The organism is Microbacterium sp. MMO-20, assembly GCF_037147735.1.
Lineage (GTDB): Bacteria > Actinomycetota > Actinomycetes > Actinomycetales > Microbacteriaceae > Microbacterium.
Window position 1 is genome coordinate 102179 of sequence record NZ_JBBCUU010000006.1, and the last position, 18049, is coordinate 120227.

Here is an 18049-nt window from a genome sequence, read left to right on the forward strand (position 1 = left end):
CCTTCCCACCGCACGCTACCGGGCTCAGCGGCGTGCGGTCGGCAGATCGACATCCGCACCGTGCCAGAGATCGCCGCATTCGACGCACTCGACACCGTTCTGCGTGAGGTACTCGCCCGCCCCACGGTCGCCCGCGACCCCGGCGATCACTGCCGGCCAGTGTCGACGCCCGATCACGACGGGGTGGCCCGGCACGCCGTCGTACACGGCACGGCGCAGCGTCGACACGTCGGCGCCCTCCGCCATGCGCGCCACGACCGCCGCGGGGAGGTCCGGAGTGTCCACGGGAACGATGACGGCGGCGGCCCGCACGGTCTCCCCCGCGGCCGCGAGCGCGGTGCGCACGCTCGCGGAGATCCCCCGCGCCCACTCCGGCACCGCGACGATGACGACGCGCTCGTCGACGTGAACGAGCGCTGCCGCCGCCTCGCGTTCGGCGCCGAGGGCGACGAACACGGGGGCGCACCCGCCGGCGAGCAGCGCATCGACGGCGCTCCGCACCCACGGGGTGCCGTCGGAACGTACCGCGAGGGCCTTCGGCGTGCCGTACCGAGTGCCCGATCCCGCCGCGAGAACGATCCCGCACGCCCCGCTGGCGCGGCAGGGGTCTTCGCCGCTGCCGTCGTCACCCCGGCATCCGCTCATATCGATGCGTGCAGCGGGCCGGATGCCTCGCGCAGGGGCCCCGCGCTGCGCCCGTGCCGTACGGCGACGATCTCGGCGAGGATCGACAGCGCGGTCTCTTCGGGCGAGCGTCCGCCGAGGTCGAGTCCGATCGGCGAACGCAATCGCGCGAGCCTGTCCGGGGCGACGCCGGCGTCGTGCAGACGCGCCACGCGGTCGTCGTGCGTCCGCCGGCTGCCCATCGCGCCGACGTAGCCGGCGGCGCTCGCGAGCGCGACCCGCAGTGCGGGAGCGTCGATCCTCTCGTCGTGGCTGAGAACGCACACCGCCGTGTCGACGTCGATCCCGATGCGTTCGAGCCAGCGGTCGGGCCAGTCGCAGACGACCTCGGCGCCCGGGAACCGCTCGGGGGCGGTGAACGCCTCGCGCGGGTCGACGACCGTGACGGCGTAGCCGCACGCCGCGCCGATCCGCGCGAGGGCGACCCCGTGCTGCACGGCGCCGACGATCACGAGACGCGGCGGACCTCCGAAGGGGAGGACGAGATGCTCTGTGACGGGATCGGCGTCGGTACGGCAGCCCGCGGCGTCGTAGCCGATCACCTCCGCCCGGCCACCGGGCCCGACCTCGTCCCGCACGGCGCTCGCACCGAGCTCATCGCCGCGCACCGTCAGCACGAAGGTGCGCGGGCGGTCGAGCGCCGCCAGTCGGCTGAGCTGGACCGCCGCGTCGGACCCGCGCCGGACGGGTCGGACGAGCACATCGATGCTCCCGCCGCACATGAGTCCGACGCCGAGCAGCTCGTCCTCCGCGATGCCGTAGCGCGCGACCGATGCGCTGTCTGCTGCCAGAGCCTCGAGACACGCCTCGATCACCGCTCCCTCGACGCACCCGCCCGAGACATTCCCCCGGAGGGCGCCGTCGGCGGCGACCACGAGGCTCGCCCCGAGCTCGCGGGGTGCCGACCCGCGCACCGCGACCACCGTCGCGACGGCGATGTCGCGGCCGTCCGCGAGCCACCGGACGGCGTCATCGAGGATGTCACGCACGCGGCACCTCCGCCCTCGACGCCGCGAGGCGCCAGACGCGATCGCGCGACATCGGGAGCTCGAAGGGCCGCACCCCGAGCGCACGACGCACGGCATTCGCGAGCGCAGGTGCGACAGGGTTGTACGGCGACTCGCTCATCGACTTCGCTCCGAATGGCCCGAGGTCGTCGCTCGTGTCGGCGAACAGGACCTCGGTGCGCGGGACGTCGGCGAGCTGCGGCACCCGGTACACGCGGAACACGGGTGTCTGGAGCGCCCCCGACGGCCCGACCATGATCTCTTCGTAGAGCGCCGAGCCGATGCCCTGCGCGACGCCGCCCTCGACCTGACCGCGGCACTGCTCGGGGTTCATCACGGTTCCGGCATCCGCCGCCTGCACCGACTGCAGAACGCGCACCTCTCCTGTCTCGGGGCGCACCGCGACGCGAAACGCGTGCACGTTGAACGCGAGCGAACGCTGCTCGCCGAGCTCGCTTCCGTCGGTGCGCAGCCCATCGCCGTGACGACGCTCCGGGGGCGCCGCGGCGATGATCTCGGCGAAGCCGACGAGGCGTCCGGCCTGGACTCCATCCGGAGTGAGCGCGCATTCCTCGATCGGAGTGCCCGTGAGAGAGGATGCCGTCTCCCGCAGCACGCGGGCGAGCGCCAAGGCCGCGGCGTGCAGCGCTTTGCCCGCCACCGTGATGCCCGCCGAGGCGAAGGCGCCCGTGTCGTGCCGCGCCGCATCCGTGTCGGCATGGTGCAGGAACACCCGGTCGGGGGTCGTCCCGAGGTCGGTCGCGACGATCTGCGCGTGCACCGTCGTCGTGCCGTTGCCGAACTCGGCGGTGCCGATCCCGACGCGGTACCGGCCGTCGGGCGTCAGGTCGAGGGTGGCGTGCGAGATGTGGCCGAACGGCGCCATGGTCGCGATCATCGCGACGGCCATCCCCTCGCCGACGAGCCAGCCCTCCGGCGCCGCGACCCCGTTACCGCGCGCGAGCGCGTCGCGCGCGAGATCGAGGCACTGGTCGAGGCCGTAGCTGCCCCAGACGAGGTCGGCGTCGGGTTCGCTGCTGTGGTGGCGCAGGTCGTCGCCGTCCTTCACCGCGTTGCGACGGCGCAGTTCGAACGGATCGATGCCGAGCTCGATCGCGAGCTCGTCCATGGCGCTCTCGATCGCGAAGATCACCTGGCCGAGGCCGTAGCCTCGGAACGCGCCGGAGGGCACGGTGTTGGTGTATACGACCTCGGCATCCAGCCGCTTCGCGGGGCATCGATAGAGGCTCAGCGACTCGGCGACGCTGTGGAAGAGCACGCCTCGTGAGTGGTTGCCGTAAGCGCCCGTGTCGGAGAGCACGTCGACCTCCATCGCGGTGAGGATGCCGTGCTCGTCCGCTCCGAGCGTCACCGAGACCCGCATGGGGTGGCGCACGGCGGTGCGCTCGAACTCCTCGCGCCGCGACAGCTCGTACGCGACGGGCCGGCTGGTGCGCAGCACGCCGAGCGCGACGAGATCTTCGCAGAACAGTTCCTGCTTGCCGCCGAATCCGCCGCCGACGCGCGCGGCGTGCACGCGGACCCGGTCGCGATCGAGCCCCAGGATGTAGGCGAGTTCGTCGCGCACGAGGAACGGCACCTGAGTGCTCGTGCGGATGACGAGGCGGCCGTCGTCGTCGAGACGGCCGATCGCACCGCGGGTCTCGAGCTGCGCGTGGATGACCCGTCCGGTGCTCCACGTGCCGCCGACGACGGTGTGCGCTCGGGCCATCCCCGCCGCGACGTCGCCGTAGCCGTCGTGGAGGGAGAGGATCACATTCCGCCCCGCATCGTCGACGCGGTCCGCGGCTGTGCGGTCGGGGTGCAGGAGCGGAGCGCCCGGGGAGCGCGCGAGCTCGGGGTCGAAGACGGCCGGGAGCACGTCGTAGTCGACACGGATGAGACGCAGCGCCGCCTCCGCGATCGCGGCGGTGTCGGCGACGACCGCGGCGACGCGCTGCCCGACGAAACGCACCGTGTCGTCGAAGACGAGCGTGTCGTCGGGGTCGTCGTCGCGGTGCTCGTGCCGCCCGGTCGAGAAACGCGGCGTGACGACGTTGCGGTGGTCGAGCACGAGGTGCACGCCCGGCAGCGCCTCGGCCGCAGCCGTGTCGATCGCCGTGATCCGCGCGTGCGCGTGCGGCGCACCGAGCACCCGCAGCACGAGGGCGCCGGCGAAGGGGCCGGCGAGCTCGTCGGCGCTGAGGTCGAACGTGTACGGCTCGAGGCCGGCGACGACGCGCTCAGCCGCCGGCGGATGCACCGAATGTCCGACCGCATCGCCCGGACGCACCCCCGTCGCACCGAGGTTCTGCGCGCCAGGCGTCGTGCGCGCTCGGCGCGAGACCCCGTCGCGGATCGCCTCCTCCACGGCCCGGTACCCCGTGCAGCGGCAGAGGTTGCCCTTCATCCTGCGCGGCAGGTCATCGAGGTCGCTCTCGCTCAGGGTCGAGGCGGTCACGATCATGCCGGGCGTGCAGTACCCGCACTGGAAGCCGAAGTGCTCGACGAACGACTCCTGCAGCGGCGACAGCGCGCCGGGGATGCCGAGACCGGCGACGGTCGTCACCGACCGACCGTCGATACGCTGCGCGGGGAAGATGCACGAGTGCACCGGCTCTCCGTCGACCAACACGGAGCAGGCCCCGCAGTCGCCGGCGTCGCACCCGCGCTTGACCTCGGTATGCCCGTGCTCGCGCAGCAGGGTGCGCAGGCATTGCCCGGGAGCGGGCGCGGCATCCACGTCTTCGCCGTTGATCTCGAACCTCACGATGACAGCTCGCTCCGGATCTCCTCCGCGAGCACGCTCGCGCACTGCCGACGCCAGTCCGCGGCGCCGAGCGGGTCGGTGTAATAGCCGTCGAGCCCCACGATGTCGGCGCGCAGAAGCTCTGCCGACGGCATGCGTTCGTAGCGGAGGACCGACGGGCGCCACGTCGCCGCGGTGACCGAGAAGACCGCCGCGCCGTCGTCGTCGACACGACCGATGACGACCGCCCCGGATCGCCCGAGATCGGTGAGTGCGATCTTGCGCAGGGCTGCCCGGGCACGAAGGGCGCGCGCGGGCAGTTCGATCGCGCGGAGCACCTCGCCGGCGCCGAGCGATGTCGTGCCGTCGCCGGTCACCAGGTCGGCGACGGCGATGCGGTACGCATCGCCCCGCGCGTCGCCGGGCCGCGTCCACACCTCGGCGACGCCGTCGAGCGCCGTGCACAGCGACACCATCGCCCCCGCTGCGAACGCGCGGCAGATGTTCCCGCCGACGGTCGCGACGTTCCACACCTTGAACGACGCGAGCAGGGCGTGCGCGCTCTGGGTGAACAGCGGCACCGCCCGCCACGGTCCGCGATAGCGGGTGAGCTCGGCGATCGTGCACGTCGCACTGATTCGGATGCCGGCATCCGACTCTTCGATCGCCGGCCACCCCATGGTGGTGAGATCGACGAGCCCGGTCGCCTCCGGCTGCGGTTCCGAGTACAGCCAGGTGCCTCCTCCGAGGAACCGCTCTCCCCGTGCCAGGTCGAGATCGGAGCGCGAACGGGCGGCACGGTACACGGTCACGGTGTTCAGGTCCACGGCTCCCCTTTCGCGAAGTGGCAACAGCAAACACCACGGATGTGTCGGTGATGTAAAGACCGTGCGCACGAGCTGTACAGAACCGCGCCGTCGGCGACTCGTAACGCCTCGAAAACAGTGCGCCCCCTCCGCGAAACGTCGGAGTCCTACCGTCGATCCGATCCGGGATGCGCGCCATGCCGCCGTCCCGACGGCGGCGCGACACTCCGCCACCCATCGCGGCCCGCGAGGCCGTCACAGCATCAGGAGGCAGTCATGTCATCGTCCCCCACCCTGCGCCGGCTGAGCGCGACGCTCGCCGCCGTCGCGGTTGCCGCGCTCGCCCTCAGTGCCTGCTCGGGCTCGAGCTCTCCCGCCTCGTCCGAGAGCGCGGGCGGCGCGTCGGCCGACTACGGCGACATCAGCGTCCAGTACTCGTGGATCAAGAACGAGGAGTTCGCCGGCGAGTACTACGCCTACGAGAACGGGTACTACGACGAGGCGGGCTTCGGCACCGTGACCGGCGTCGCCGGCCCGGACACCGGCGTCGCCAAGCTGCTGTCGGGTTCGGTGCAGGTCGCTCTGACCGACGCGGCATCCGTCGGTGCCGCCGTCGCCGAGCAGGACGCGCCGCTGAAGATCATCGCGACGACGTTCCAGAAGAACCCCTTCACGATCCTTTCGCTCAAGAGCGGCGGCAACATCGCCACGCCCGCCGACCTCAAGGGCAAGAAGATCGGCGTGCAGGACTCCAACGCCTCGGTGTTCGCTGCACTCCTGAACGCGAACGGCATCGACCCCAAGGACGTCACGGTCGTCCCGGTCGACTTCGACCCGACCCCCCTCATCAACGGCGAGGTCGACGGTTTCATGGCGTACCTCACGAACGAGGCGATCACGGTGCAGATGGAAGGCTACGAGACCACCAACCTCGCGTACGCCGACAACGGCCTGCCCTACGTCGCCGAGTCGTACGCCGTCACCGACCAGTACCTCGCCGAGCACAAGGATCTGCTGAAGGCGTTCCTCACCGCCGAGATCAAGGGCTGGACGAAGACCTTCACCGAACCGGTCGACGACACCGTCGCCCTCGTGACCAAGTACTACAACGAGTCGGCGGCGGCCGGCGATCTCACCTTCGGCGACCTCGACCCGAAGAAGACCGCGGCGGGCATCGAGGCGCAGGCGAAGCTCATCTCGACCGACGAGACGCAGGCCAACGGTCTCTTCACGATCTCCGACGAGCTGAAGAAGCAGACACTCGCCTCGCTCAAGGCCTCGGGATGGGAGCTCGACGCCGACAAGCTGTTCGACACGACGATCATCGACGAGATCTACGCCGAGAACCCCGACCTCAAGAAGTACCTGCCCTGATCGGCACGACCCGGTTCACGAACCCATGTCGAATCTGACGAACGTGGATGCCGGTGCCCGCACGGGCACCGGCATCCACATCACCGGCCTCTCCAAGACCTTCTCCCTGCGCGGAGGCGGCTCGCTCACCGCACTGCAGGACACCGACCTGCACACGGAGAAGGGGTCGTTCCTGGCCCTGCTCGGCCCCTCGGGCTGCGGCAAGTCGACGATCCTGCGCATCCTCGCCTCCCTCGAGAAACCGTCGAGCGGGGTAGCCCTCGTCGACGGCGAGACACCCGACCAGCTGCGTGCCGGGAGCGAACTGGGCATCGCGTTCCAGGACCACGCGCTCCTGCCGTGGCGCAGCGTGCGCAAGAACATCGAGCTGCCGTTCGAGGTCGCGGGGCGAAAGGTCGACACCGCTTACGTCGACGAACTGATCGGGCTCGTCGGCCTGAGGGACTTCGCGAATGCGAAGCCGGCACAGCTGTCCGGCGGCATGCGCCAACGCGCCTCGATCGCCCGCGCACTCGTCCTCCGCCCCTCGGTCCTCCTGCTCGACGAGCCGTTCGGCGCGCTCGACGACATGACGCGCCAGAACCTCAACCTCGAGCTCCTGCGCATCTGGACCGAGAAGCCCGCGACGACCCTCCTCGTGACGCACGGCATCAGCGAGGCGATCTTCCTCGCCGACCGCGTCGCCGTGATGTCGCCGCGGCCGGGACGCGTCAAGAAGATCATCGAGATCGACCTGCCACGCCCGCGCACGCCCGAGATCATGCGCACGCCCGAGTTCCACGCCTACGTCGACCAGGCGTCCGAGCTGCTGTTCGGTTCGGACGGACGCGCCGAAGCGGAGGCCTGATGACCCGCACCCGCAGGCCCGGCTGGGTCGCCGCGCTCCTCGGCGGCGTCGCCCTGGTCCTCGTCTGGTGGATCTTCGCCCTCACGGTGTTCACCCCGGCCGAGGGCACCACGTTCACACCGGTTCCGACGCCGGTCGCGGTGTTCCAGTGGCTGTTCGTGCAGGGCAACATCGCGGGCACCTGGAGCGTGTTCGCCCCCACCCTCGCCGCGGCGGGCATCGGCTATCTCTGGGGCAACGGCACCGCGCTGCTCCTCGCGACGATCGTGCTGCTGTTCCCGAAGACCGAGACGGTCATCACGCAGATCGCCGTCGTCAGCTACTGCCTGCCGATCGTCGCGGTGGGCGGCATCTCGATCGTCGTCCTCGGCGGGGCCAAGAGCCCGGGTGACCCCTCGGCGACCGCGATCTTCCTGGCCGCCCTCGTCTGCGTGTTCACGACCGTCGTCGGCGCCATCCTCGGGTTCCGAGCGGCCGACAAGGCATCCCTCGACGTCGTCCACGTCTACGGCGGTGGACGCTGGACGCAGCTGCGCAAGGTGCGCGTCATCGCCGCTCTCCCCGCGATCCTCAACGCCCTGCAGATCGCGGTGCCGACCGCCTTCCTCGGCGCCGTCCTCGGCGAGTACCTCGGCGCGATCACGGCGGGTGTCGGACCGACGCTCATCCGTCTGCAGGGCCAGCTCGACTCGGCGGGTGTCTGGTCGGTGTTCCTCCTGTGCGCCGTGTTCGCTCTCGTCGCCTACGGTCTCGTGGGACTCCTCATCCGACTCGTCACCCCGTGGGTGGCGGGCGCCGCCGGGAAGGCCGCCTGATGCCGCACACGCTCAACGACGCATCGGCCACCGCGAACGTCGCGGTGCGCGCCGACCCCGCCGCACTCGCCCGGCTGCGAGCCGACCGCCGGCGGGCCCTCACGCGCTCGCTCGGGAAGTCGCTGCTGAACGCGCTGCTGACCTTCGTCGTGCTCATCGCGCTGTGGCAGGCCGTGGTCAGCCTCACGGGCATCTCGCCGTACGTCGCGAAAGGACCCCTCGACGTCTGGACGTTCCTGATCACCGATGACGACGCCCAGAAGCACCGCGACCAGCTGCTCCCCCTCCTCGGGCAGACTCTCGGCGACTCTCTGATCGGCTTCGTCGTCGGCATGATCGTCGCGATCGTCCTCGCCATCGCGTTCAGTCTGTCGAAGGCGGTCGAGGCCGGTGTCATGCCGCTCGTGCTGCTCCTGCGCACCATTCCACTCGTCTCGATCGCCCCGGTGATCATCCTCATCACGGGGCGCGGGACCCCGGCATCCGTCGCCGTCATCGGCACGATCGTCGTGCTCTTCCCCGCGCTCGCGAACGTGCTGTTCGGTCTCAGTCGCGCGAGCCGTCAGAGTCTCGACGTCGTGCACGTCTTCGGCGGCGGACGCTTCACGGCGCTGCGCAAGGTCAACCTACCGGGGGCGCTCCCCTCGATCTTCGCGGCGATGCGCGTCTCGGTGCCCGCCGCCGTCACGGGGGCGCTGCTCGCCGAGTGGCTGTCGACCGGGACGGGCATCGGGGGATCGATCCTCAAGTTCAACGCCCAGGCGCAGTTCGCGCAGCTCTGGTCGTCGATCGCGCTCATCACGATCATCACCCTGCTGCTCTACAACCTCGTGCAGATCCTGGAGAACGTCGTCCTGGCCCGGATGGGCATGGCGACCTCCACCGCGTGACCGCCCGGCCTGCCTCAATGCGGGTGGCCGCGCAGCGGCGCGACGGCGGCGGGGAGCTCGTGCACCTTCGCGGATGCCTCCTCCGCGAGCGGATTCGTCGAGACCCCGCCGTCGGCGCTCACGAGACGGCCGCCGACGTAGACGGCCTTGAGGTTCCGCGGGCTCATCGCGAGCACGTAGGAGCGGACGGGATGCCAGAGCGGCCCGACGTCCGGCATCCGGGGGTCGACGACGACGAAATCACCGAACTTGCCGACCTCGAGAGAGCCCACGCGGTCGTCGACGCCCATGATCTCGGCGGCGCCGAGAGTGTGCAGACGCAGCATGAGTTCGGGCGTCATCGACAGCGGGTCCTGCGTACGCGCCCGCTGCATGTAGATGCCCATCCGCATGTTCTGCCATGGGTCGCTCACGTCGGTGCAGGCCTGGTCGTCGAGGCCGACGCCCACCTTCATCCCCATCGCGAGCATCTCGGGGACGAGAGCGACGCCCGACGCGAGGCGGCCGTTGGATGCCGGCTGCCACGACATCGACGCGCCGCCCTCGACCGCCTGATCGATGATCTCGGGCGTCGTCTGGATGAAGTGCCCGAGCATCAGCCCGAGCTCGAGCGCTCCGGCGCGACGGTAGAGCGCGAATTTCGACTGCTGGTGCGGCACCGCTTCGGGCGACTCGAGCAGATGCGCCTGGTTGCTCACGCCGTAGCGCCGCATCGCCTCGACCTCGAGCTCGGCGGCCTCGGGGTGCGGCGACCACTGCACCTGCCCCATGATCGAGGCGCCGAGAGCGAAGTCGGGGTCGAAAGTGCGCGTGTGGGCGACTTCGGCCGCGAACCGGTCGAACACCTCCTCGGGGGTGCCGGCCGTGACGTCCATGCCCGCGGCATCCACGAAGCGGATGCCCGCGTCGCGCGTGCCCTCGGCCTGACGGAAGTGGTACTCGAGGCCGCGCAGCCCGGCGGTGCCGGTGCGCTTGCCGTCGACCATCGACTCCCATGCCTGGAGCGGGTCGGTGAAGTTGTACGCGGTCGTCACGCCGTTCGAGAGGAAGTCGAGCGAGCCGTGGAGGGTCGACCAGTACATCTGGTCGGGCGTCATGTGCGCCGTCGTACCGAGCATCGCGTCGCACCAGCCGTAGAGCGTCTCCTCGACGCCGAGCCCCCGCAGCCCGCTCGTGAACAGGTGCGAGTGGCTCGAGACGAAGCCCGGTGCGACGAACGCGCCGGCGACATCGAGGGTTTCGTCGGCCGTCGTCCCGATGGGCGGCTCGCCCGCGCCGAGCGCGGTGATGCGCCCGTCGTCGCCGACGCGCATCCAGCCCTCCTCGATGTACCCCGGGTCGGCCGAGCCGGTCGGAACGGTGATGAGGCGGGCGTGGATCACGAGCAGCGACATGCACGCCACGCTAATCACGGGATGTTTCCGGGCTGTCACGGTGCGGAAACACGCGACGCCTAGCGTCGGGACATGTCACGGTTCACAGTCACGGTCTTCTGCGGATCCTCGCCGGGGTTCGACCCGGTCTACGTCGACGCGGCACGCGCGGTCGGCACGGCGATCGGAACCGCGGGGATGGCCCTCGCCTACGGCGGCGGGCATGTCGGCCTCATGGGCGCCGTAGCGGATGCCGCCGTCGCCGCCGGCGCGGAGGTGACCGGGGTCATCCCGCGAGCCCTGCAGGCCCGGGAGGAGGTCAACGACAACCTCACCGAGCTGATCCTCGTCGACACGATGCACGAGCGGAAGATGATCATGGCCGACCGGGCCGACGCGTTCCTCGCACTCCCCGGTGGGCCCGGGACCCTCGAGGAGCTGACCGAGCAGTGGACGTGGGCGCAGCTCGGCATCCATGAGAAGCCGGTCGGCATCCTCAACGTCGCCGGCTACTTCGATCCGCTGCTCGCCTTCGTGGCGAACATGCGCGACCGGGGCTTCACGCACCCGCGCTACACGGACATGCTCGTCGTCGCGACCGAGGCGACCGAGGCGCTCGCGCGCCTTCGCGACTATGTGCCCCCCGAGCGCTCGGAGGCTTCTCCCGGCGCGGAGATGACGGGCGCGCTCGCCCTGCCCGTGCAGCCCTGACCGCACGGAGCGGGCGTCACGCCCGCTCCGTGCCGCGCAGGAGCACTGCTTCGGCGAGGGCACGGATGCCGTGGGCCACGTCGCCCGCCGAAACGGCCTCGTCGGGGTGGTGGCTGATGCCGTCGGGGTTGCGCAGGAACAGCATCCCGACGTCGGTGACGGCGCCGAGCGCCATCCCGTCGTGCCCGGCGCGGCTGAAGATCACGGGGGGCGCCTCGGAGCGCGGGGGCAGGGCCCCGCGGATGCCGCCGGCCACGACGTCCTGCAGGAGCGGCGCACAGAACACGGCCGGCGCACTGTGCACCTCCCGGGAGCGCCAGCGGAGCCCCCGGCGGCCCATGATCCCGTCCAGCTCGCGGGCGAGTTCGTCCCACACGCGGTCTCGTTCGCCGTCGAACTCGCCGCGCAGGTCGAGGGAGAACTGCACCTCGCCGGGAATGACGTTGACCGCACCGGGGAACGCCTCGAACCGCCCGACGGTGCCGACGATGTGGTGCTCCGCGGAGCAGATCCGCTCGACGGCCAGAGCCGCCTCGCTCGCGCCCAGGAGGGCGTCGCGACGCATGTCGTAAGGGGTGCCGCCCGCGTGGCGGGCCTCCCCCTCGACGACCAGCTGGAACCTCCGCGCCGAGGCGATCGAGGAGACGACGGCGAGCGGCTCCCCCGCCCGATCGAGCTCGGGGCCCTGCTCGATGTGCGCTTCGAGGTATCCGACGAGCTCGTCGGGCCGGCGGGCGGCTTCGCCGACCCGGCCGGGATCGAGCCCGAACTCGAGGAACGCGCGGCGCAGGCTCACGCCGTCGACATCCGTCAGGTCCCACCAGGCGTCGTTCCACGCGCCCGCGACGGCGGATGACCCGAGCAGCGCCTTGCCGAAGCGCGTGCCCTCCTCGTCGGAGAAGGCGGCGACCTCGATCGCGAACGGCAGCGGCACGGTCCACCCGTCCCCGCCGTCGCCCTCGCCCGCGCCCGTCGGCACGCGCAGCAGCCGCACGACCTCGAGCGCCATGAGCACGCCGGCGATGCCGTCGTAGCGGCCCGCGTCGAGCACGGTGTCCAGGTGCGACCCGAGCATGAGCGCCGGCGCCGCGGGGTTTCCGATGCGCCCGACCTGATTGCCCGCCGCATCCTGCCACGTGCGCATGCCGAGCTCCCGCATCCACTCTGCGGCGAGGCGGTTCACCCGGGCATGCTCGGGGGAGAGGTAGACGCGCTCGATGGATGCCGCGCCGGCACTCACCCGCGCGAGCTCCTCGCAGCGGGCCATGACCCGGCGGGCGGCGGTCGCGACGGCGTCGGGCGCCGCGCGCAGCAGAGGCGCCGCGGTCATGCCGCCGCCGCGAACACGTCGACGGCCGCCTCGACCCCGCCGCCGGCGGGCACCGCCGCCCCGAACCGCCGCAGCACGGTCTCGAGCGCCGCGAGCGTCGTCAGGACGGCGTCCTTCCGCGCGTTGTAGCCCATCGTGCCGATGCGCCAGACGCGGCCGTGCAGCGGTCCGAACGACGTGCCGATCTCGATGCCGAAGTCTTCCAGCAGCGCGGCGCGCGCGGCGTCACCCGGGACGCCCTCGGGGATCTCGACGGCGACGACGTTGCTCATCTTGTGGGCGACGTCGCCGAAGACGACGAGTCCCAGCGCCCGGACGCCCTCGAGCATCGCGCGCCCGGCGAGCTCGTGGCGGGCGATGACGGCATCCCGCCCCTCCGCGAGGAGCACGCGGGCGCACTCACGGGCCGCGTACAGCATGCTCGTCGCCTCGGTGTGGTGGTTGAGGCGCCGCGGCCCCCAGTAGTCGAGGATCTGCCCCAGGTCGAAGTAGTTCGAACGGACGAAGTCGGGAGACGAGGCGTCGCCCGGCTCGCGGATGCCCGCCTCCACCTTCTTCCGCGACTGGATGACCTCCACCGCCCGCGGGCTCAGCGTGATCGGCGACGATCCGCTCGGTCCTCCCAAGCACTTCTGGAGTCCGGCGGTCGCGGCATCCAGCCCCCAGGCGTCGGCCTCGAACGGATTCCCGCCGAGCGACGCCGTCGCATCGGAGTAGAAGAGCACGCCGTGACGACGGCAGATCTCGCCGATCTCATCGAGCGGCTGATTCATGGTCGTGGACGTGTCGCCCTGCACGAGCGCGAGAAGCGTCGGACGGACGCGGACGATCGCCTCCTCGATGACGGAGGCCGGGAACACTTGCCCCCAGTCGGTCTCGATCGTGTGCACCTCGGCGAGCGCGCGCTCGGCGATCTCGGCGAGCAGGTGCCCGAACCTCCCGAAGACCGGCACGAGCACCCGGTCGCCGGGGCGCACGAGCGAGAAGATCGCCGCCTCGATGCCGGCGCGGCTCGTGCCGTCGACCAGCAGCGTCGCGTCGTTGCGCGTCGCCCAGACCGCGCGGTACAGCTCCTGCGTCTCGGTCATCGTCGCGGTCATGAACGGGTCGTACTGCCCGACGAGCGGGGCCGACATCGCGCGCAGGACGCTGGGGTATGCCGAGATCGGGCCCGGCCCCATGAGGAGGCGGGTGGGCGGGTCTATCGGTCCGGGGAGTGCGGCCCCGCCGAGGAAGGAGGCGTCGGTCATGCGGAGTCCTTTTCGATCGAGTGGCCGTGGAGGGCGCGGCCGAGACGGACGAGGGCGATGTCGGTGCCCGCCCGGGAGATGAGGCTCACGCCGACCGGGGCCGGGCGGGGCGGACGAGCCGAGGGGGCGGTTGCCTGCGCCGCGACCCGCAGGAGGGGGAGTGACAGCGCGGGGAGCCCTCCGACGGCCGCGGGGGTCGTCAATCGGAGCGTGTTCTGCCGGACGGCATCCACATCGGCCCCCGACGCCGTGCGCGCCGGCGCCGGCCCCGGGACGGTCGGCAGCAGCAGCACGGCATCGTGGACGAGCGCGTGCAGCGTCTCGCGCAGCGGCGCGAGGGCGGCACGGGCGGATGCCTCGTCGGCGGCACTCACCGCGGCGGCCGCGCGGAACCGCTCCGCGACGGCAGGCCCCGTCGCGCCGGGGTGGGCGCGCAGCCACTCGCCGTTGTTGCGCCAGGCCTCGGCGCCCTGCACCGTCCGGAAGGGGATCAGGTAGTCGTCGAGATCGCCGAGCGACACCTCTTCGACGGGCAGGTCGGATGCCGCGATGAAGGCCTCGAACGCGGCGCGTGTGGCGGGCTCGGCGGTGACCAGGGCCTCGACCGGCACGCGGAACCGCCAGGGCAGGTCGTCGCCCGAGGCTCCGAGGACCGACTCGGTCGAGCCCGATCCGTCGTAGCTCAGGCACCAGTCGGCGACCGCCTGGAGGGTCGCTCCGTCGCGCGTGAGCCAGCCCACGGTGTCGAAGGACTGGGCGAGCGGCAGCAGCCCCTGCCTCGGGACGAGGCCGTGCGTCGTGCGGAGCCCCCACAGCCCCTGGTATGAGGCGGGCACGCGGACGGAGCCCGCCGTGTCGGTGGCGAGTGCGATGTCGGCTTGACCGAGCGCGACCGCCGACGCCGGCCCGCTCGACGAGCCTCCGGGCAGAGCGCCGGGCACCGCGCCGTTGGGCGGCGTTCCATAATGCGCGTTGTCACCGGCGATCGAGTAGGCGATCTCGTCGGTGCGGGCGATACCGCGCAGCGACGCCCCCCCGCGCAGCAGGTCACCGACCGCGGGTGCGCTCGTCGTCTCGGCGCGAGCGGAGTCGAGGTAGGCGGGGTTCCCTGCGCCGATGCGGTAGCCCTTGATCGCGAACAGATCCTTCACGGCGACCGTCAGCCCCTCGAGCGGACCCTCCCAGGCGCCCTGGTAGAGCGGATCGCCGACCGTACGCCAGATGGAGCGGTCGAACGCAGGGGTGCGGGGCGTCACGTGCGCCGCGGCGATGAGCCAGCGATCGTCGATGCGCTGCCAGAGCTGCGTCTGCAAGCCGCGGCCGCCCGCGGCGAAGCGGGAGACGGAGACGAGGAGAGCGAGACCGTCGGCGAGCGGCCGGTACTCGATGCTCTCGATCACCCGCGGAGGGACACCACCGCGGGTCCCCCGGAACGCGCTGATCGCGTCGTGTCCGACGAGCAGGCCCGCCCCGTCACCCCGGAGCGTGTCCGAGCCGGGCGCGAACGCGGCATCCAGGGCGTCGAGATCGTTGGCGAGAATCGCCCGTTCGTACGCATCGAAGGCGGCGCGCAGATCTGCGGGGATGTCGGATGCCGCCGCGCTCATGCGCCCGACCCCGCAGGTGCGACCGCCGCGAAGTCGGACTCGCGGATGCGCGCGTGCACACCGCAGACGATGTCGACCACCTGCGAGATGTCGAAATCGGTCGCCGCGGAAAGATACGCATACGCCAGATGCTCGTCCATGCCGTAGCGGGCATGCAGCAGATCGAGGGCCGCGCGGACGGCCTTGCGCATCGCCTCGCCGAGATCGGGGTCGAGTCCCGTCGGCACGAGGTAGTCGCTCGTGCGGACCAGGGGACCGGTGATGTCGCCGAACTCGGCACGGGCCGTCGCACGCGGCACGACGTCGAACCGCAGGGTCGCGCGGAGGGAGGCCTCGAGCGCCGTGAGCGCCACCTCGCCGTCGCCCTGGGCGAAGTGCGGGTCTCCCACGTAGGCCAGCGCACCGGGCACCTGCACCGGCAGGTACAGCACGCTGCCCTCGACCAGCAGGTTGATGTCGATGTTGCCGCCGTGCGCCCCGGGCGGCACCGAGTGCGGGCGCTCGGAACCTGCGACGGCGACCCCCATCGTCCCGAGAAACGGGGCGAGCGGGAAGCGCACCACGCGCTCACCGCCGGCGACGACCGGCAGCGCGCCCGCGCCGTCTTCGACGGGCGTGAAGACGCTCACGTTCTCCGGGCCGCGCGGCAGGATGCCGGGGAGCGCCCCCTTGCCGTGCCGGTTGGAGATCACGCCGTAGGGCACGCGCGGCCGCAGATCGAGCACCGTGATCTTCAGGAGGTCGCCCACCTCGGCGCCCTCGACAAAGACGGGGCCGGTGATGACGTGCGGGCCGTCGGCGACGGCATCCCTCGTCACGGCCGCCGCGATCTCGATCGCGTCGACGAGGACGTCGCTCTCCGGCACGCCGTGCGCCGTGAAGAAGGCGCGCGGGTCCTGACCCTGGTCGGGGAGGATCCCCTCGTGGCTTACGGTGTCGAAGGTGACCGTGGCGCCCGCGGCGACGGCCAGCACCGGGGCATCCGTCGCGCACGGCAGGCGCCCCCAGAGCACCGTCGCCGGTGTCGCCGGGATGTAGTGGTCGCCCGCGACCTCGCCGACGCCCGGCTGCAGAATCTCGTTCGCGCTCATGCCCGCACCTCCACCAGTACCTCCGCCCCAGGCCGCGCCCGGGCATCCTCGTCTCCCGCCCGGTAGACGATCTCGCCTCCGACGATCGTGGTCTCGACGGCGCCCCGGAGCCGGCGACCGTCCCAGGGGGAGAGCTTGTGCCGGTACAGCAGCCGATGCGCGTCGACGGTCCACTCCCGCTCGGGCGCGAAGACGGTCAGGTTCGCGCGCACCCCCGGCCTGATCTCACCGAGCCCGGCGACCCCGCCGATCCGCGCGGGCCCCGTCGTGAACAGTGGCAGCAGGCTCTCCAGCGGGATGCCCCGACGCGCGGCCTCGGTCCAGACGCTCGCGAACCCCGTCTGCACGCCGGCGATGCCGCCCCACGCGAGCCCGAAGTCGCCACCGCCGGCGGTCTTCAGAGCGAGGGTCGCCGGTGAATGGTCACTCACGATCGCGTCCACGGTGCCGTCGAGAACGCCCTCCCACAGCAGATCCTGGTTGGCACGATCGCGAATCGGCGGGCAGCACTTGAACGCACTCGCTCCGTCGGGGACGTCTTCGGCGGCGAGGGTCAGGTAGTGCGGGCAGGTTTCGATCGTGAGGCGGATGCCGTCGGCCTTCGCCTGCCGGACGAGCCCGAGTGCGGTGCCGTCGGCAACGTGGACGATGTGGCCGCGACCGCCCGTCTCGCGGAGGGCGTCGATCACCGTCGCGATCGCGGCCTCTTCGCTGACCGGCGGCCGGCTCCGCAGGAACGTGGCGTAGTCGCGACCCAGCGACCCGTCGGCGGCGATGCCGACCTCACCTGCCGCCGCGTGCAGGTGGCCCTCGTCCTCGGCGTGCGCGATCAGCAGCCCGTCGAAGGCAGCCAGCTCGGTGAGGGCGGCGCGCACCCCCGCGGCGTCGAGGTGTCCGAACTCGTCGATACCGCTCGGCACGAGGAAGCACTTGAAGCCGACGACGCCCGCATCGGCGAGCGCGCGCAGGGAGCCGAGGTTCTCGGGCACGGCGCCGCCCCAGTATCCGACATCGACGGCGAGCTTGCCGGATGCCGCAGCGCGCTTCGCGGCGAGCGCGGCGGGCGTCGTCGTCACCGGCACGGAGTTCAGCGGCATGTCGAAGAGGGTCGTGATGCCGCCCGCCGCGGCGGCGGCGGTGCCGGTGGTGAAGCCCTCCCATTCGGTGCGGCCGGGTTCATCGAGGTGCACGTGCGAGTCGACGAGGCCCGGCAGGAGAACCTCATCGTCCGCGAGCACGATGATCTCGGGCGAGCCGGACCCGGCCACCGGTGCGGCGAGGGCGTCGCCCGCCTGCAGGACCTCGGTGATGACCCCGTCGACGATGCGGATCTCGGCGGGCACGAACGCGCCGGCGATCCAGGCACGCTCGGCACGGACCACACTCACCGCTGCCATGCCGCCGCCTCTCTCGCGTCTTCGTCGGAGGGTACCGAGCGGGCGTTTCGCCCGTGTTTCCGCTCCGGCGGGGTCGCGTACTCGCCGCGGGAACGGTGCGCGCGCCCATCCGCCCCGT

At 71.7% G+C, this 18049-nt stretch carries 15 protein-coding genes; 5 read left to right on the plus strand and 10 right to left on the minus strand.

All coding sequences use genetic code 11. The features are described 5' to 3' along the window. Positions 1 to 24: 24 nt before the first annotated feature. The 4 genes from WFI52_RS09660 to WFI52_RS09675 are packed head-to-tail and all read right to left on the minus strand — an operon-like array spanning position 25 to position 5267. Entirely contained in the window at positions 25 to 645 is a 621-nt protein-coding gene (locus WFI52_RS09660; protein WP_336627092.1) for a nucleotidyltransferase family protein, read from the minus strand. Beyond that, positions 642 to 1673 carry an XdhC family protein gene (locus WFI52_RS09665; protein ID WP_336627091.1) on the minus strand — a complete coding sequence of 344 codons (1032 nt, stop codon included), beginning with the start codon at positions 1671 to 1673 and terminating at the stop codon, positions 642 to 644. Before WFI52_RS09665 ends, WFI52_RS09660 begins: the two co-directional genes overlap by 4 nt. Next, positions 1666 to 4461, minus strand: coding sequence for a molybdopterin-dependent oxidoreductase (locus WFI52_RS09670; protein WP_336627090.1), 2796 nt, complete (start codon positions 4459 to 4461; stop codon positions 1666 to 1668). The genes WFI52_RS09665 and WFI52_RS09670 overlap by 8 nt, the downstream gene beginning before the upstream one ends. Further along, on the minus strand, positions 4458 to 5267 hold the full coding sequence (locus WFI52_RS09675; protein WP_336627089.1) for an FAD binding domain-containing protein: 810 nt from the start codon (positions 5265 to 5267) through the stop codon (positions 4458 to 4460). Before WFI52_RS09675 ends, WFI52_RS09670 begins: the two co-directional genes overlap by 4 nt. 255 nt (positions 5268 to 5522) lie before the next feature. On the opposite strand from WFI52_RS09675, the gene WFI52_RS09680 reads away from it, so the two are divergent. The 4 genes from WFI52_RS09680 to WFI52_RS09695 are packed head-to-tail and all read left to right on the plus strand — an operon-like array spanning position 5523 to position 9172. Next, on the plus strand, positions 5523 to 6620 hold the full coding sequence (locus WFI52_RS09680; RefSeq protein ID WP_336627088.1) for an ABC transporter substrate-binding protein: 1098 nt from the start codon (positions 5523 to 5525) through the stop codon (positions 6618 to 6620). Positions 6621 to 6645: 25 nt separating this feature from the next. Beyond that, a complete protein-coding gene (locus WFI52_RS09685; protein ID WP_336627087.1) occupies positions 6646 to 7467 on the plus strand; it encodes an ABC transporter ATP-binding protein in 822 nt (273 codons plus the stop codon). After that, positions 7467 to 8282: an ABC transporter permease gene (locus WFI52_RS09690; RefSeq protein ID WP_336627086.1), complete on the plus strand. Its 816-nt coding sequence runs from the start codon at positions 7467 to 7469 to the stop codon at positions 8280 to 8282. The genes WFI52_RS09685 and WFI52_RS09690 overlap by 1 nt, the downstream gene beginning before the upstream one ends. Beyond that, on the plus strand, positions 8282 to 9172 hold the full coding sequence (locus tag WFI52_RS09695; RefSeq protein ID WP_336627085.1) for an ABC transporter permease: 891 nt from the start codon (positions 8282 to 8284) through the stop codon (positions 9170 to 9172). The genes WFI52_RS09690 and WFI52_RS09695 overlap by 1 nt, the downstream gene beginning before the upstream one ends. Before the next feature lie 14 nt (positions 9173 to 9186). Here the strand turns inward: WFI52_RS09695 and WFI52_RS09700 are convergent, their stop codons facing one another. Then, entirely contained in the window at positions 9187 to 10566 is a 1380-nt protein-coding gene (locus WFI52_RS09700; protein WP_336627084.1) for an amidohydrolase family protein, read from the minus strand. Positions 10567 to 10638: 72 nt separating this feature from the next. On the opposite strand from WFI52_RS09700, the gene WFI52_RS09705 reads away from it, so the two are divergent. Beyond that, the gene (locus WFI52_RS09705) at positions 10639 to 11256 is read left to right on the plus strand and encodes a TIGR00730 family Rossman fold protein (protein WP_336627083.1); all 618 of its coding nucleotides are present in this window, start codon (positions 10639 to 10641) and stop codon (positions 11254 to 11256) included. A gap of 16 nt (positions 11257 to 11272) precedes the next feature. Here WFI52_RS09705 and WFI52_RS09710 read toward each other — a convergent pair whose 3' ends face one another. From WFI52_RS09710 to allB, 5 genes are read right to left on the minus strand one after another with little or no spacing between them, the layout of a single operon-like run. Further along, positions 11273 to 12586 carry a Zn-dependent hydrolase gene (locus WFI52_RS09710; RefSeq protein ID WP_336627082.1) on the minus strand — a complete coding sequence of 438 codons (1314 nt, stop codon included), beginning with the start codon at positions 12584 to 12586 and terminating at the stop codon, positions 11273 to 11275. Further along, on the minus strand, positions 12583 to 13836 hold the full coding sequence (locus tag WFI52_RS09715) for a pyridoxal-phosphate-dependent aminotransferase family protein (protein ID WP_336627081.1): 1254 nt from the start codon (positions 13834 to 13836) through the stop codon (positions 12583 to 12585). The genes WFI52_RS09710 and WFI52_RS09715 overlap by 4 nt, the downstream gene beginning before the upstream one ends. After that, positions 13833 to 15443, minus strand: coding sequence for an AtzH-like domain-containing protein (locus WFI52_RS09720; RefSeq protein WP_336627080.1), 1611 nt, complete (start codon positions 15441 to 15443; stop codon positions 13833 to 13835). Before WFI52_RS09720 ends, WFI52_RS09715 begins: the two co-directional genes overlap by 4 nt. Then, positions 15440 to 16534, minus strand: coding sequence for an acetamidase/formamidase family protein (locus tag WFI52_RS09725; RefSeq protein ID WP_336627079.1), 1095 nt, complete (start codon positions 16532 to 16534; stop codon positions 15440 to 15442). Before WFI52_RS09725 ends, WFI52_RS09720 begins: the two co-directional genes overlap by 4 nt. Further along, a complete protein-coding gene (gene allB / locus WFI52_RS09730; protein ID WP_336627078.1) occupies positions 16531 to 17931 on the minus strand; it encodes an allantoinase AllB in 1401 nt (466 codons plus the stop codon). The genes WFI52_RS09725 and allB overlap by 4 nt, the downstream gene beginning before the upstream one ends. Positions 17932 to 18049 lie beyond the last annotated feature (118 nt).

Coding starts and splice junctions, on each gene's coding strand:
- WFI52_RS09720 (WP_336627080.1), bottom strand. CDS start 15,443: ATGAGCGCGGCGGCATCCGACATCCCCGCAGATCTGCGCGCCGCCTTC.
- WFI52_RS09715 (WP_336627081.1), bottom strand. CDS start 13,836: ATGACCGACGCCTCCTTCCTCGGCGGGGCCGCACTCCCCGGACCGATA.
- WFI52_RS09685 (WP_336627087.1), top strand. CDS start 6,646: ATGTCGAATCTGACGAACGTGGATGCCGGTGCCCGCACGGGCACCGGC.
- WFI52_RS09710 (WP_336627082.1), bottom strand. CDS start 12,586: ATGACCGCGGCGCCTCTGCTGCGCGCGGCGCCCGACGCCGTCGCGACC.
- WFI52_RS09705 (WP_336627083.1), top strand. CDS start 10,639: ATGTCACGGTTCACAGTCACGGTCTTCTGCGGATCCTCGCCGGGGTTC.
- WFI52_RS09660 (WP_336627092.1), bottom strand. CDS start 645: ATGAGCGGATGCCGGGGTGACGACGGCAGCGGCGAAGACCCCTGCCGC.
- allB (WP_336627078.1), bottom strand. CDS start 17,931: ATGGCAGCGGTGAGTGTGGTCCGTGCCGAGCGTGCCTGGATCGCCGGC.
- WFI52_RS09725 (WP_336627079.1), bottom strand. CDS start 16,534: ATGAGCGCGAACGAGATTCTGCAGCCGGGCGTCGGCGAGGTCGCGGGC.
- WFI52_RS09695 (WP_336627085.1), top strand. CDS start 8,282: ATGCCGCACACGCTCAACGACGCATCGGCCACCGCGAACGTCGCGGTG.
- WFI52_RS09700 (WP_336627084.1), bottom strand. CDS start 10,566: ATGTCGCTGCTCGTGATCCACGCCCGCCTCATCACCGTTCCGACCGGC.
- WFI52_RS09690 (WP_336627086.1), top strand. CDS start 7,467: ATGACCCGCACCCGCAGGCCCGGCTGGGTCGCCGCGCTCCTCGGCGGC.
- WFI52_RS09680 (WP_336627088.1), top strand. CDS start 5,523: ATGTCATCGTCCCCCACCCTGCGCCGGCTGAGCGCGACGCTCGCCGCC.